14 protein-coding genes and 1 pseudogene are annotated in these 14,302 nt (G+C 57.2%); 7 read left to right on the top strand and 8 right to left on the bottom strand.

Annotation, left to right across the window (positions count from 1 at the left end; all coding sequences use genetic code 11):
- Positions 1-8: 8 nt before the first annotated feature.
- The 7 genes from ACR0DS_RS07055 to ACR0DS_RS07025 form a co-directional block, all read right to left on the bottom strand.
- On the bottom strand, positions 9-524 hold the full coding sequence (locus ACR0DS_RS07055; RefSeq protein ID WP_480481129.1) for a nucleoside deaminase: 516 nt from the start codon (positions 522-524) through the stop codon (positions 9-11).
- Positions 521-832 carry a DMT family transporter gene (locus ACR0DS_RS07050; protein WP_480481130.1) on the bottom strand — a complete coding sequence of 104 codons (312 nt, stop codon included), beginning with the start codon at positions 830-832 and terminating at the stop codon, positions 521-523. The genes ACR0DS_RS07055 and ACR0DS_RS07050 overlap by 4 nt, the downstream gene beginning before the upstream one ends.
- Positions 833-985: 153 nt before the next feature.
- The gene (locus ACR0DS_RS07045) at positions 986-2,362 is read right to left on the bottom strand and encodes a TRAP transporter large permease (RefSeq protein ID WP_480505350.1); all 1,377 of its coding nucleotides are present in this window, start codon (positions 2,360-2,362) and stop codon (positions 986-988) included.
- The gene (locus ACR0DS_RS07040) at positions 2,362-3,039 is read right to left on the bottom strand and encodes a TRAP transporter small permease (protein WP_480558507.1); all 678 of its coding nucleotides are present in this window, start codon (positions 3,037-3,039) and stop codon (positions 2,362-2,364) included. The genes ACR0DS_RS07045 and ACR0DS_RS07040 overlap by 1 nt, the downstream gene beginning before the upstream one ends.
- A gap of 116 nt (positions 3,040-3,155) precedes the next feature.
- The gene (locus tag ACR0DS_RS07035; protein WP_480558509.1) at positions 3,156-4,157 is read right to left on the bottom strand and encodes a DctP family TRAP transporter solute-binding subunit; all 1,002 of its coding nucleotides are present in this window, start codon (positions 4,155-4,157) and stop codon (positions 3,156-3,158) included.
- Positions 4,158-4,443: 286 nt separating this feature from the next.
- Positions 4,444-5,673 (bottom strand): sigma-54-dependent transcriptional regulator, encoded by a 1,230-nt coding sequence (locus ACR0DS_RS07030; RefSeq protein ID WP_480558511.1) that lies wholly within the window; start codon positions 5,671-5,673, stop codon positions 4,444-4,446.
- Positions 5,670-7,403 carry a sensor histidine kinase gene (locus ACR0DS_RS07025; RefSeq protein WP_480558513.1) on the bottom strand — a complete coding sequence of 578 codons (1,734 nt, stop codon included), beginning with the start codon at positions 7,401-7,403 and terminating at the stop codon, positions 5,670-5,672. The genes ACR0DS_RS07030 and ACR0DS_RS07025 overlap by 4 nt, the downstream gene beginning before the upstream one ends.
- Before the next feature lie 46 nt (positions 7,404-7,449).
- Between ACR0DS_RS07025 and ACR0DS_RS07020 the strand changes: the two genes are divergently transcribed.
- Entirely contained in the window at positions 7,450-8,631 is a 1,182-nt protein-coding gene (locus tag ACR0DS_RS07020) for a cytochrome P450 (protein WP_480558515.1), read from the top strand.
- Positions 8,632-8,676: 45 nt separating this feature from the next.
- Here ACR0DS_RS07020 and ACR0DS_RS07015 read toward each other — a convergent pair whose 3' ends face one another.
- Positions 8,677-9,159 carry an Lrp/AsnC family transcriptional regulator gene (locus ACR0DS_RS07015; RefSeq protein WP_267365581.1) on the bottom strand — a complete coding sequence of 161 codons (483 nt, stop codon included), beginning with the start codon at positions 9,157-9,159 and terminating at the stop codon, positions 8,677-8,679.
- 174 nt (positions 9,160-9,333) lie between these two features.
- Here ACR0DS_RS07015 and cobA point away from each other — a divergent pair.
- The 6 genes and pseudogenes from cobA to ACR0DS_RS06985 form a co-directional block, all read left to right on the top strand.
- Positions 9,334-10,080, top strand: a pseudogene (gene cobA / locus ACR0DS_RS07010) (uroporphyrinogen-III C-methyltransferase); the annotation flags it as partial.
- On the top strand, positions 10,080-10,394 hold the full coding sequence (locus ACR0DS_RS07005) for a DUF2849 domain-containing protein (RefSeq protein ID WP_480485783.1): 315 nt from the start codon (positions 10,080-10,082) through the stop codon (positions 10,392-10,394). The pseudogene cobA and the gene ACR0DS_RS07005, both read left to right, overlap by 1 nt.
- A gap of 65 nt (positions 10,395-10,459) precedes the next feature.
- Positions 10,460-12,124 carry a nitrite/sulfite reductase gene (locus tag ACR0DS_RS07000; protein WP_480558517.1) on the top strand — a complete coding sequence of 555 codons (1,665 nt, stop codon included), beginning with the start codon at positions 10,460-10,462 and terminating at the stop codon, positions 12,122-12,124.
- Positions 12,114-12,875, top strand: coding sequence for a phosphoadenylyl-sulfate reductase (locus tag ACR0DS_RS06995; protein ID WP_480558519.1), 762 nt, complete (start codon positions 12,114-12,116; stop codon positions 12,873-12,875). Before ACR0DS_RS07000 ends, ACR0DS_RS06995 begins: the two co-directional genes overlap by 11 nt.
- Positions 12,872-13,279 (top strand): DUF934 domain-containing protein, encoded by a 408-nt coding sequence (locus ACR0DS_RS06990; RefSeq protein WP_480558521.1) that lies wholly within the window; start codon positions 12,872-12,874, stop codon positions 13,277-13,279. Before ACR0DS_RS06995 ends, ACR0DS_RS06990 begins: the two co-directional genes overlap by 4 nt.
- A 108-nt stretch (positions 13,280-13,387) precedes the next feature.
- A complete protein-coding gene (locus ACR0DS_RS06985) occupies positions 13,388-14,221 on the top strand; it encodes a ferredoxin--NADP reductase (protein WP_209504075.1) in 834 nt (277 codons plus the stop codon).
- Positions 14,222-14,302 lie beyond the last annotated feature (81 nt).

The following is a 14,302-nucleotide window of genomic DNA, read 5'->3' as shown; positions in this document are numbered from 1 at the left end:
ATTCGCCTTTACTCGGCAATATCTTCGGCCCAAAGCTCTGGCTTTTCTTCGATGAACCGCTGCATCAGTGCGATGCAGTCAGGATCGTTGACTATCACCACCTCGACACCGCGTTCGCGCAGGAAGTCTTCGTTGCCACCAAAGTTCTGGGTATCGCCGATCACCACACGCGGGATACCAAACTGAACGATAGTGCCCGAGCACATCATGCAAGGTGACAACGACGTGTAAAGAACCGTATCCCGATAGGTTTTCTGACGTCCCGCTTTACGCAAGGCATCCATTTCGCCATGTGCGATCGGATCCCCGCCCTGCACACGTTGATTACGCCCTTGTGAAACAATATCGCCACCCCGCGCCAGAACTGACCCGATCGGGCATCCACCTTCGTCAAACCCGGCTTTGGCCTCGTCATAAGCAACGCGTAGCAGGCGCTTGTCGGTCTCGGTCAGCATTCCGGTCTCCATTTCCCGTGTTTCCTGAACCCTGCCCAAGCGCAATAGCTTGGTCAATAAAGGGCTCATGCCAGCTTCATCAAGATAAGACCTGACACGATAAGAAGGGCCGCGAGAATCCGCGCAGGGCTTAGGGCTTCGCCCAGAAACAGGATGCCGACACAGAACGCCCCCACTGCCCCGATACCCGTCCAGATGGTGTAAGCCGTGCCTAATGGCAGGTCGCGCATCGCCAGCGCCAACAGGCCGAAAGACCCGATCATCGAAAGAGCCATCAAGGCCGTAGGCCACAATCGGGTGAAACCAGCCGATTGCTTCATCGCTACAGCCCAGACGATTTCCAACAGGCCAGCAAAAAGAAGAAAGATCCAGGGCATATGACAACCTCGTATTCGTTCGGGTCGTCCCGAAAGATGTCCCATTATGGGGAGGTCGTCCTCTGAACCCCAGTTAAGCACTTGATGCCGGGGTTCAAGATACGAAAAAACCGGGCAGTCGAAACCGCCCGGCTACGTACATCGTCAAACCACCTAATTGGTTATGATTTCCGGGCCCATGAAGGTGTTGGGCAGGAATGTCGAGATCCACGGAATATACGTCACCATAATCAGGAAGACGAAGAGAACAGCGAGGAACGGCAGCGCTGCCCTAACAACGCTCATCATCGGCATACCTGCAACGCCCGAGGTTACGAACAGGTTTAAACCAACCGGAGGTGTGATCATCCCAATCTCCATATTCACAACCATGATGATGCCCAGATGGATCGGATCGATGCCCAACTCGATGGCAATCGGGAACACCAGCGGTGCGACGATCACCAACAGGCCCGACGGCTCCATAAACTGACCACCGATCAGCAGGATCACGTTCACAACGATCAGGAACGCCACCGGCCCTAGCCCTGCGGTCAGCATCGCCTCGGCGATATGCTGCGGCACCTGTTCGTCCGTCAGAACATGCTTAAGGATCAGCGCGTTGGCGATCACGAACAACAGCGTCACCGTCAGCTTGCCCGCCTCGAACAGTGTATGCTTGGTATCGGGGTGAAAGAACGCCGTGACCAACGCGTAAGGCTTTTTCAGCAGCGGCAGGTTCTGTGCGTCCCCTTCCGTACTCAGCGGACCCATGTCCTTGTAGACGAAACTGGCGATGAAAAAAGCATAGACGGCAGCAACCGCGGCAGCCTCGGTCGGGGTAAAGATACCCCCATAAATACCACCCAGAATGATAACGATCAGGAACAGGCCCCAACCGGCCTCGCGGGCCGAGGTAAAGACCTCACCCCACCCCTTCCATTCACCCTTGGGCAGGTTCTTGACCTTTGCCATGACATAGATGGTGATCATCAGCATGAAGCCAGCCATCAGACCGGGAATAACGCCAGCCAGGAACATACGCCCAACTGAAACTTCGACGGCGGCAGCATACACAACCATCACGATGGACGGAGGGATCAGGATACCCAGCGTACCCGCGTTACAGATCACACCAGCGGCAAACTCTTTGGAATACCCAACCTGGCGCATACCTGCGATGACAATCGATCCGATCGCCACAACCGTGGCCGGGGACGATCCTGACAGCGCGGCAAACAGCATACAGGCAAACACGCCCGCAATCGCCAGACCGCCGGGCAGATGCCCCACGCATGCAATCGAGAAACGGATGATCCGACGCGCTACACCACCTGTCGTCATAAAGGACGAGGCCAGAATGAAGAACGGGATCGCCAACAGGGTGAAATGCCCCTCGAACGCCTCAAACAGCGTGCCTGCGACAGAAGCCAGCGAACTGTCGGAATAGATCAGCAGGAACAGGGTCGAGCTGAGGCCAAGTGCAACCGCAATCGGAACCCCGATCAGCAGCAGGCCGATGACCATCGAGAAAAGAAGGATAACGTCCATCAGTCATGCACCCCTTGTTGTGCGCGGACTTCCTCAATCTCGTCCTCGACTTCGTGGCTGGCGACAAGGCGATCGGTCTCACCACGCCAAATTTGAACGGCGACCTGCGAAAACCGGATCACCAGCAGCAGCATGGACACCGGCAGAACCAGATAAGGTACGACCTTGGGCAGTTTTTCATACCCCTCGCCATAGTTGATCAGGTCTTCCAGAAAGCGCAGCGGAGCGACCATGGGGATGTCGTCTACCTCGTAGAAACTCTGGCTGCGTGCGCCGAAATCAAACCCGGTCGGGAACCAGCGGCCCGATGTTGGCGGCAGATCTGCAAAGACGGCCCAATAGTCATATGCCCCTTTGAGCATCAGCAGCGAGAACATCAGACAGAACCCGACCGAGACCAGCGCCATAATGCGCCTCGGTGCTGGCGCCAGCATGTTCAGGATTGCATCCACACCCAGATGAGCATGTTTCTTGACCGCGTAAGACGCGCCCAGCAGCACCAGCCAGCCAAACGTGAACACAGTCAACTCAAGCGCCCACAGGATATTTGAATTAAAGACAAACCGCGCGATCACGTTGGCAAATGTCACGACCGTCATAAGGCCAATAAGTAACGCGATCAGGGTTTCTTCGATGTGATTGATCAGCCCGTCCTGGCCGGAGTTCGCACCAGACATCTTTCAGTCCCCGCATTTTATTGAAGAGAGAGTTGAGAATGGGGCGGGCCATTTCAGCCCGCCCGGCCTGCGCGTCGAATACTCCCCAGTCCCCTGACGCGCGGCCTTTGACCGGATCAGAACCCGGCGTTGATGGCCTGCGCCGCGTCGATCTTGTCCTGACCCACGTCACCAGCGAATTTGTCCCAGACCGGTTTCATTGCGTCGACCCAGGCCTGACGCTGTTCAGGGTTCAGTTCACGAATGACACCGCCCGCATCGATGATCGAGGCTTTGGCCGCTTCGTTCACAGCAAAGGCTTCTTTGTTCCGGGTCTCGGTAACTTCGGCCAGAATGGTCAGGAACTGATCCCGCACCGCCGGATCAAGACTGTCCAGCCAATCCACCGATGTCACGACCAGATAGTCGATGATGCCGTGGTTGGTTTCGGTGATACCGTCCTGCACCTCAAAGAACTTCTTGCCGTAGATGTTCGACCAGGTGTTCTCCTGCCCGTCCACAACGCCCTGTTGCAGCGCGCCATACACTTCCGAGAAGGCCATTTTCTGCGGGCTGCCCCCGATGGCTTCCATCTGTGCCACCAGCACATCTGACGACTGCACGCGGAACTTCAGACCGTTTGCATCCGACGGATCAACCAAAGCCTTATTGGCCGACATCTGCTTCATGCCGTTGTGCCAGAACGCCAGCCCTTGCAGGCCGCGGCGCTGCATGCTGTCTTTCATCGCCTGCCCTTCGGCCGAGGCCTGGAACGCGTCTACAGCGTCGACATTCTTGAACATGAACGGCAGGTCAAACAGGCGGAACTGTTTGGTGAACTTCTCGAATTTCGACAGAGAGGGCGCGGCCAGTTGCACGTCGCCCTGCAACATCGCTTCGAGAACTTTGTCATCGTTGTAGAGAGTCGAGTTCGGGTAGACCTCAACACACATCGTGCCGTTCATTTCATCGTTGACCCGCTGCTCTAACAGCGATGCCGCGATACCTTTGGGGTGTTTGTCGGTGTTCGTCACATGCGCGAACTTAACGACGATTTCGCCTTCATCGCATGCAGCCATACCAGCCGTTGCGGTTACCGTCAGAGCAAGCGCAGTTGCTGCCGTTGTCAGAAGCTTCATCTGATATCCTCCCAGAGTTCCTTGAAACTTGCAGTCGACGCTGGGTAAGCGCCGTATGGCGTGCAGTGAAGCGACTCAGGGTAAAGCACACAACTTTTGACTGCGATTGCGGAAAGTGTCTGATTACCTGTTTAATACCAAAGTGTTACGCCGTTGCTGGTTCAGGTTCTGCGCTTCCCAGGTCCGAGCCGTGCGAAAACTCGCACATCCTCAGAGCGGCTTGTGCGGATTTCCGCACAATTTCCGAATCACTTCTTCGAATCAGATGTGCCAATCCGGTTCCTGCTTATCTGCGGTAATCCTCGGGACGAATCTGGTAGCGCGCCAGCTTGTCGTAAAAGGTCTTGCGCGGCAGCTTCAGCGCCTTGGCTGCATCTGATGCTTTTCCATTGTGGCGTCCCAAAGCTGCAATCAACAAAGATCGTTCAACCCGCGCCATCTGTTCGCTCAACCCCAGATCCGTTGCCTGCGTAACCTCCTCGGGCATTCCAAGAACAAACCGCATTGCTGCTGACATCAGCGAACGGGCGTTGCCCGGCCAGTCGCTGGCCATCAAGGCCGCCAGATGTTCAGACGAAATCTCGGGAATTGCGATGCCTGCCTGCTCGGCCGCTTGCGCCACATAGTGGCGAAAAATCACCGGAATGTCGTCGGGGCGTTCCGCCAGTGAAGGAACACGTACCCGCATCACATCCAAACGATAGAACAGATCAGCGTTAAACCGCCCTTCTGAGCATAAAGCAGACAGATCAGCGGTTGTTCCTGCAATAATGCGCCCCCCAGGACCGCGCTCGATGATCTCCAACGCCGCAAACTGCGTGGCTTGGGGCATGGCGGACACTTCGTCCAGAAACAGGGATCCACCCGCGGCATCGCCGCAGCTTTGGGCAAGGTCATCGGGGCTTAGGCTTGAAGCCGGACGTTTGACAAAAGGCCCCTGACCAGCGGGCGACATCAGGTGAACCACTTCGGCTACTTTGGATATGCCGCTGCCCGGCGGGCCGGTAACAAGGACTTCGGCCCCCGTCGGTGCGACGGTCCGCACACGATCTCGCAGCGCCTCGGCTTGCGGAGACAGACCAAACAGCAAACGTGCGGCCGGGTCCCCCCTTTCAAGTTCGGATTTCAGGGCGCGCTGTTCCAACACTTGGGTGCGGGCTGCGAATGCGCGTTCAAGAACGTCCATCAGGTCAGACGCAGCGCAGGGTTTTTCGAGAAAATCAAACGCTCCTTTTCCGATGGCTTCTACGGCCATTGGGATATCACCTTCTCCGGTCAAAAGGATCACCGGAAGCTCGGGGTCGATGTCCCGAGCATACGCCAACAAGTGGAAGCCATCCCGCCCGGGCATTCGAATGTCCGAAATAATCACACCGGGGAAATCCCGCCGAATATGATCCTTGGCCGCCACAAAAGAACCGGCTGTTGTCGGTGCGTAATCTGCAAGTTCAATGGTTTGCGCCAATGCCTCGCGAACAGCTGCGTCATCATCGACCAACAGAACCCTGCGCATCATGCTGCCTCTTCTTTCCCGTAGGGCTCCAGCTCGACGGTAAACACTGCGCCATCAGCCGTGTTTGCCCCGCGGATTTCACCCCCAAAGCTTTGAACAAGACCATATGATATAGAAAGACCAAGCCCCAGACCTTCAGAGGAACCTACGCTTTTGGTCGAGTAAAACGGCTCGAACACCCGGTCGGGGTCTTCGATCCCCGGTCCGGTATCCTGCACAGAAACGCGCAACCGGTCTTCTTCGTGCATCACAATCGAAATGTACCGCTTGGGTCTCCCCAGCATCGCATCCGCCGCGTTATTGATCAGATTAACAAAGACCTGCACCAAGCGGACTTCACCCCCCCAAACATAAACCGCAGCCTGTCCCGGTTCCCATTCCAGCGTCACATCATCGTCACGCAATCGGGTTTCGGTCAATTCGACGGCAGTTTTCAGAACCTGCACCAGATCGACCCGGCCCATCGGTTCGCTTTCGTTGCGGGCAAACGCGCGCAGGTTCTTGATGATCCGGGCCATGCGGGCGGCCATTTCCGAAATACGCCCAAGGTTTTCGCTGGCCCTGTCGCCTTTGCCGCGTTCAAGAAAGGCCGTACCATTGTCGGCGAACTGCTGGATTGCCATCAACGGTTGGTTGAGTTCGTGGCTGATCCCCGCCGACATCTGCCCCAACGCGCTGAGCTTACCTGCCTGCACCAGCTCTGCCTGCGCTTTTTTCAGTGCTGCTTCGGCCTCCTGACGCTCTGCAACTTCGCGGCGCAATGCGGTGTTTGCTTGGGTCAAAGCACGGGTACGCTGCGCCACCCGGCTTTCCAGAACCGTGTTGGCATTCGCCAGCGTCCGTCGCCGTTCCATCGCAAGATACAGCATCGCGCCAAACGCCAGGCAGATCGCTGCGACCGCCGCCGCCTGCAACCCGGCAAGTCGCCGGGCCGGGGCCACGTCCACCAAAACCTCGGCGGTCATATCGATCACAGGCAATTCAAGCGTTAGGTGCAACGCATCGCGTGGCAAATACCGCCCCCAGTTCAGCCGCCACAATTCATGCTGGCCGACCCGCGTCGCGGCAAAATCCACCGAGGCACCCTCTGGCGGTGTCAGCCCGGACTGGCCAACCTCGCGGCTCCAGAACAGCAAGTCCGACCGGTTCGAGATGAAGACGACACCGTCAGAATCAACAAAGAAAACGGCTTCGGTACTGCCCCGCCAAGTTTGTTCAATGTCCTGGACATCGGCAACCACCATCACTGCACCTTCGACTTGCCCGGAGGCGGCAAAAGTCGGAGCGGCATAGGAATATATCCGGTCGCCACTGTCTGGAACCACTTCATGCGCGGTGCCCACCGCACCCTGCATGGCGCGCCTGAACGCTGGATGTGCGGACATGTCTCGCTGTGCCACTGGCTGTGCGGCGACCATAACCCGACCGCTGCGATCCAAGTACATCATGTTGACGGCCGCTGTCTTGTCGGCAACGTCCAGCAACATCGCTTGCGCGTCATGTATTTGTGTCGGTGTATCCAACGCGTGCAAGGCGGGATGTGTCGCCATCAGAACCGCCAGTTCCTGGTAGACCTGCATCTGGGTGCTGAGCCGATCCGCCGCCAGTTCAAGGTCTGCTTCGGCCTTGTCACTTAGCTGAGACAGCGCCTGACGATAGCCATAAGACCAAACAAAACCTGACAGCAGCCCGACAGCGGACAAAAAACCGACAATGATCCAAACTCTCTGCATAGACAGGGTCTTGCATTCAACGCGGCTCGTGGCAAGTGTGCGTCGCATGAAGTCATTCTCGCAATCCCCGACAGACCCGGGTTTCGTTCAGAACCCCTACCCTTTCTATGATCAGGCCCGCACTACTGGTGATCTGTTCTATTGGCGCGACTACGACATGGTTGCTGCGGTGTCCCGCCGTGCCGTGCGGGCACTTCTTCGCGACCGCCGGTTTGGGCGGGAAGTTCCGCCTGAATGCGCGACACAGGGCCCTGCCCATTTGGCCCCCTGGCTGGCTATCGAAGCCCATTCGCTGCTTGAAGCTGAACCCCCGCGACATACCCGCCTGAGGGCGCTTGTTATGCGCGCTTTCACGTCGCGGGAAATATCTGCGTTGCAGCCTTCCATAGAATCGCTATGCCACAGTCTTGTCGAGGCGTTTCCGAATACACCTTTCGATCTGCTGAGCGCTTATTGCACTCAGGTCCCGGTGGTAACTATCTGCCGACTGTTGGGCGTTCCCGAAGACATGGCGCCCAACCTGTTGCAGTGGTCGCATGACATGGTCGCGATGTATCAGGCCAACCGGACACAGGCGACCGAGGATAAGGCCGCCAAGTCCTCTCAGGAGTTCACGGATTTCCTGTTGGGATACATTAAACAACGACGCAACGATCCGCGTGACGATTTGATCACCCGGCTTATCAGCGCCGAGAAGGAAGGCGAAAAGCTGTCCATCGACGAACTGGTCGCAACATGCATCTTGCTGTTGAATGCAGGTCACGAAGCAACGGTGCATTCGCTGGCGAACGGTGTGAAAACCCTGTTGCAAACACATACCAGCCCCGACGTTCTAGGCCCGGACCAGATCGACGCAACGATTGAAGAAATCCTGCGCTATGACCCGCCCCTACACATGTTCACACGGTATGCGTATGAAGACGTTGATATGTTTGGTCATTCGTTCAGGCGCGGTGATCAGATCGCACTTTTGCTTGGCGCTGCAAACCGCGACCCTGCGGTCTGGGATGAACCCGACAGGTTTGATCCGACGCGCTCGATTGAGGTCAACACAAGTTTTGGTGGAGGCATCCATTTTTGCGTCGGCGCACCTTTGGCAAGGTTGGAAATGCGCATAGCTCTGCCCATTCTGTTCAACAGCTGCCCGAACCTGCGGCTTGCCGATCCGCCGACCTATTCAGACAGCTATCACTTCCATGGTCTGGAACGGTTAATGGTTCAGGTCTGACCTGTATAAGGCGCGGATCGATCCGGCGCTGGCAGTACCTGCCTTCTATGCCCCTTCAACCAATGCGTTGAGGGGAAGCATCGTTGTGGACTTGATTTCTTCCATCGACAATAGCGCGGTCACATTGTGCACCCGTACCTCCGAAATCAGCGACTGGTAGAATTGATCATAGGCGCGCGCGTTCTTGACCCGAACCTTGAGAATATAATCAATGTCGCCTGCCAGCCGATGCGCCTCCTGCACTTCGGGATGTTCGCGCAATGCCTTAAGGAACTTGCGCTGCCACTCAGCCTCGTGTTCCGACGTGCGGATCAAAACAAAGAAAGTCGCCTCAAACCCTAGCGCTTCGGCATCCAGCAAAACCGTTTGCTGACCAATGATTCCCGCACTCTTGAGCTTACGAATACGATTCCAGACAGGCGTCTTTGAACTGCCGACCCGAGCCGCTATTTCGTCCAGTGACTGCCCTGCATCACGTTGCAGCTCGGCCAGAATTTTCCGATCCGTATCATCTATCCGCACCGACATTCCAATATTCCTTCCACATCGAAGCTTTCGTTCCAAAATTTTGTTTCGATGGAACGTTTGTCCTTATTTGAGCGCCCATATGGCGCTTTGGTGGGAATATTTCCTATATTGAGGGTCAAGTCAAACCACACCCGAGATGATCCGATGCAGGACGTTCGCACAACAGGCACCAAAGGGCATGTCGACTTTGTCGGCGCAGGTCCGGGCGACCCCGAGTTGCTGACACTCAAGGCGCTGACTGCGTTTGAGCAGGCTGATGTTGTGCTGCATGACCGCCTTATCAGTGAACCCGTTCTGGACATAGCCGGTCAAAGCGCCGCTTTGGTTGATGTCGGCAAAGCCGGATTCGGCCCATCCTGGAAGCAAAGTGATATCGACGCTCTTTTGGTCGAATATGCCCTGAAAGGTAACCGCGTGGTCCGCCTGAAGTCCGGCGATCCGACTGTCTTTGGTCGTCTGGATGAAGAGATTGAGGCCGTCGAGGCGGCTGGAATCACGTGGCAGATCGTTCCCGGTATCACGGCGGCCTCTGCCGCAGTGGCTGGTATCGGCCAAAGCCTGACTCAACGCGGCCGGAATTCCTCGGTGCGGTTCCTGACCGGGCATGACATGAAAGGTTTTGCCGATCATGACTGGAATGCCCTGGCACGGGCCGGTTCGGTTGCTGCGATCTATATGGGCAAGAAATCTGCCCGCTTTATCCAGGGTCGCCTGATCATGCACGGCGCCGATCGCGCTACTCCAGTCACACTGGTCGAAAACGCCTCGCGCCCGAACCAGCGGATTCTGGCCACCACACTGGATCAACTGCCCGCCGACCTGGCCACCGCCGAAATGGACGGACCAGCCCTGACATTCTATGGCCTTGCCCCGCGCGAAGCGACGCAGGCCGTAACCGAATTCAACAAGGAGCTTGCCTGATGGCCCGCGCTTTTACCCCCAAAGTCGTCACCGCAAATGATTTGCTGATAGGTGACGTCATTTACCAGACCGAAGATGACAGTTGGACGCGTGATCTGTCGCAAGCGGAACTGATCACTGACGAAGCACATGCACAGGTGCGTCTGCTGGATGCGGCGCGTCAGGCAAATAAAGTCGTGGGCGCTTATCTGGCCGATGCCGTTGCGGGCAAGAACGGCCCCGAGCCCACCCATTTTCGGGAAGATTTCCGCCGGACTGGTCCGTCCAACTATGCCCACGGCAAACAGGAAACTTCCCCGCAGCCCCGGGCCTGACCTCTGGCCATCTCTCTCCCCTTCAAGGCCCCTAGGTTCGGGGCTGCAAACAAGGACAGCTAGACATGTATCGCTACTCCGAGTTCGACACAGCATTTTTGGCAGAACGTAACGCGCAGTTCCGCGCCCAGGTCGAGCGTCGCATTGACGGCTCGTTGACCGAAGACGAATTCAAGCCGCTGCGCCTGATGAATGGGCTGTACCTGCAACTGCACGCCTACATGCTGCGTGTCGCCATTCCCTATGGCACGCTGAACAGTGCGCAGATGCGTCAACTGGCGCTGCTGGCCGAGAAGTGGGACAAAGGCTATGGCCATTTCACCACGCGTCAGAACATCCAGTACAACTGGCCAAAGCTGAGCGACGTGCCGGATATGCTGGACGCGCTGGCCGAGGTTGGCATGCACGCCATCCAGACTTCGGGCAACACCATTCGCAACGTGACCGCCGACCACTTTGCCGGTGCCGCTGCAGATGAGGTCGCTGATCCCCGCCCTTACGCCGAATTGCTGCGCCAGTGGTCGACCGACCACCCGGAATTCCAGTTCATGCCACGAAAGTTCAAGATCGCCATCACTGGCAGTGAAAACGACCGCGCCGTGATCAAGGCGCATGACATCGGCCTGCAACTGGTTGAGCGTGACGGCGTTCTTGGCGCGCGCGTCATTGTTGGCGGTGGCCTGGGCCGTACGCCCATGATCGGCAAGGAATTGTCCGAGTTTGTCGCCTTTGACGACCTGCTGGCTTATCTGGAAGCCACCGTTTCAGTTTGGAACCAGATTGGTCGCCGTGACAACAAGTACAAGGCACGTATCAAGATCACCGTGCACGAGCATGGCATCGACGCTATCCGCGCCAAGGTCAACGAACGCTTCCTGAAGGTCCGCCCGCAGTTCAAAGGCGCGGATATGAACCTGCTGGAAGAGATCAAGGGCCACTTTGCACCGCCTGCCTTCCGCCAGGCTTCGGTTGCGTCGTTTGAAAGCGCCTATACCAACGATCCGGTTTTCCGCTCGTGGGTCGATACCAACATTGCGCCGCACAAAGACGCGGACCATGCGATCGTCACGATCTCGATCAAGAAGCATGGGGCAACGCCGGGCGATGCAACTGCCGAGCAAATGCGCGTGATGGCCGATCTGGCCGAAGAATTCGCCTATGATGAGCTGCGCATTAGCCATGAGCAGAACGTAATCCTGCCGCATGTCCACAAATCGGACTTGCCTGCAATTCACGCCAAGCTGAAGGAATACGAGCTGGCAACCGCCAATATCGGTCTGATCAGCGATATCATTGCCTGCCCCGGCATGGATTATTGTGCGCTGGCGACGGCGCGTTCGATCCCGGTTGCTCAGGAAATTGCAACGCGGTTCGAGGACCTGAAGCTCGAGCATGACATCGGCCACCTGAAGATCAAGATCTCAGGCTGCATCAACGCCTGTGGTCATCACCATGTCGGCCATATCGGCATTCTGGGTCTGGACCGCGCAGGCGTGGAAAATTACCAGATCACTCTGGGTGGCGATGCGACCGAAAATGCGGCAATTGGTGATCGCACCGGTCCGGGCTTTGCCTATGACGAAATCGTTCCTGCCGTAGAGCGCATTGTCGACACCTATCTGAACCAGCGTGCAAGCGCAGAGGAGACATTCCTGGAAACATATCGCCGGGTGGGCATGGCGCCGTTCAAAAACGCCCTCTACCCCGAGGCCCGCGCAAATGCCGCTTGACCTGATCCAGACGGAACTGGGCCGGGACAGACGCGAACTGACTGAACGTGTCGAAGGCTTGAATGCCCAGTTCCGGCACCACAGCGCTCATGATGTCATGCATGGAGCGATTGACGAGATCGACGAGCTTGCCTTGGTCTCGAGCTTTGGCGCGGAATCCGTCGTGCTGTTGCATATGGCGGCGGTGGTGAACAAGGCAACGCCCGTTCTTTTCGTGGACACGCAGATGCTGTTCACCGAAACGCTGGAGTACCAGCAGGAGGTGAGCGAGCGTCTGGGGCTTACCAACATTCGCATCATCCGGGCCGAGGATGCAGAAGTTGAGCGCGAAGACCCATACGGTGCATTGCGCCTGCGCGACACGGACGCGTGCTGCAACCTGCGCAAGACGTTCCCACTGCAAAAAGCACTGGTGGGGTTCGATGGCTGGATAACCGGACGCAAGCGGTTTCAGGCAGGCACGCGCGCCGCGCTGGAATTCTTCGAGGTCGAGGACGGAACAGGCCGGATCAAGGTCAACCCGCTGGCGCATTGGGCACCCGAGGATGTGCGGGCCTATATGGAAGAAAACAACCTGCCCCGGCACCCGCTGGTGGCCAAAGGATACCCTTCGATCGGCTGTGCGCCCTGCACCTCGCCGGTCAAAGAGGGCGAAGACCCCCGCGCCGGACGGTGGCGCGACCAGAACAAGGAAGAATGCGGCATCCATTTTGTCGATGGCAAGATGATGCGCGTCGGAGAGAAAACATGAACGTAATCGTAACGGATGAGGGCTTTTCGCCCGATGACTGGACCGACGGCTTTGTCACTCTGGATGACGCCGCCAATGACGTGGTCGCGCTGGACGTCAGTTCCGAGACTGACCCAGACGAACTGTATGACCGGTTGGGCGGCACCAGGCTGGTTCGGATAGACTTCCCCTCTTTCGCAGATGGTCGCGGCTTTACCATCGCCCGCACATTGCGCTTGAAGGGCTACAAAGGCCGGTTACGCGCCAAAGGGCATGTGCTTGCCGATCAATACGCCATGGCGCGCCGCAGCGGCTTTGACGAGGTCGAGATCGACGGAGAACTGGCAGACCGCCAACCCGAAGATCAATGGCTAGCCCGCGCGAACTGGAAAGAGAATAACTATCAGGCTCGCCTGCGCGGCTGAACCCCGCACTCGCCAGCTTGTGACGCAAAGGGGGCAATCTGTCCCCTTTTCCTGACTTGGATCAAAGATTAAACGGAGATGTCGGTTTAGCAGACCGGCAGGTAAACGATGACAGAGATGAAGCCCGTGAGCGAAGCAACCGCCGTAAAAGTCCCCGTCCTGCCGGACGCGCAAACTGTAACCGATGTCAAACACTGGACCGACAGCCTGTTTTCATTCAAGGTGTCTCGCCCGGCCTCGCTGCGTTTCCGTTCGGGCGAGTTTGTGATGATTGGTCTGCTGGGTGACAACGGCAAGCCGTTGCTGCGCGCCTATTCCATCGCCTCGCCCTCGTGGGATGAAGAGCTGGAGTTTTATTCGATCAAGGTTCAGAACGGCCCGCTGACCTCGAAGTTGCAACATATCAAACCGGGTGACCAGATTATCCTGCGTCCCAAACCGGTTGGCACATTGGTGCATGACGCCCTGCTGCCCGGCAAGCGCCTGTGGTTTTTTGCGACCGGCACCGGCTTTGCGCCTTTTGCCTCGCTGCTGCGTGAACCGCAGACCTATGAGGACTATGACGAGGTCATCATCACCCACACCTGCCGCGAAGTGGCAGAGCTGGAATATGGCCGTCAGCTGATCGACAGCATCCGTCAGGACGAACTGTTGGCCGAACTGATCGGTGAAGGATTTGCCGACAAGATCCGCTATTACCCGACCACCACACGGGAAGAGAGCCCAAAGATGGGTCGCATCACCACTTTGCTTCAGGACGGCACCGTGTTTTCCGACTTGGGTATTGACGGTGGCATCAAGCCCGAAACCGACCGTGCAATGGTTTGCGGTTCGTTGGCTTTCAACCTGGATATCAAGGAAATCCTCGAAGGGTTTGGATTGCGTGAAGGTGCAAACTCAGAACCCAAGGAGTTCGTGATCGAAAAAGCCTTTGTCGGCTAAAGCAACCCTGCGTTCAGGGCTTTGCCACTCTGAACGCGAAAAACACCGGCAGAAAACAAGTTTTTTCGCATTACCCTGTAT

This window comes from Ruegeria sp. AF5, from assembly GCF_056541905.1.
This window is presented reverse-complemented; position numbering and strand designations above follow the sequence as displayed.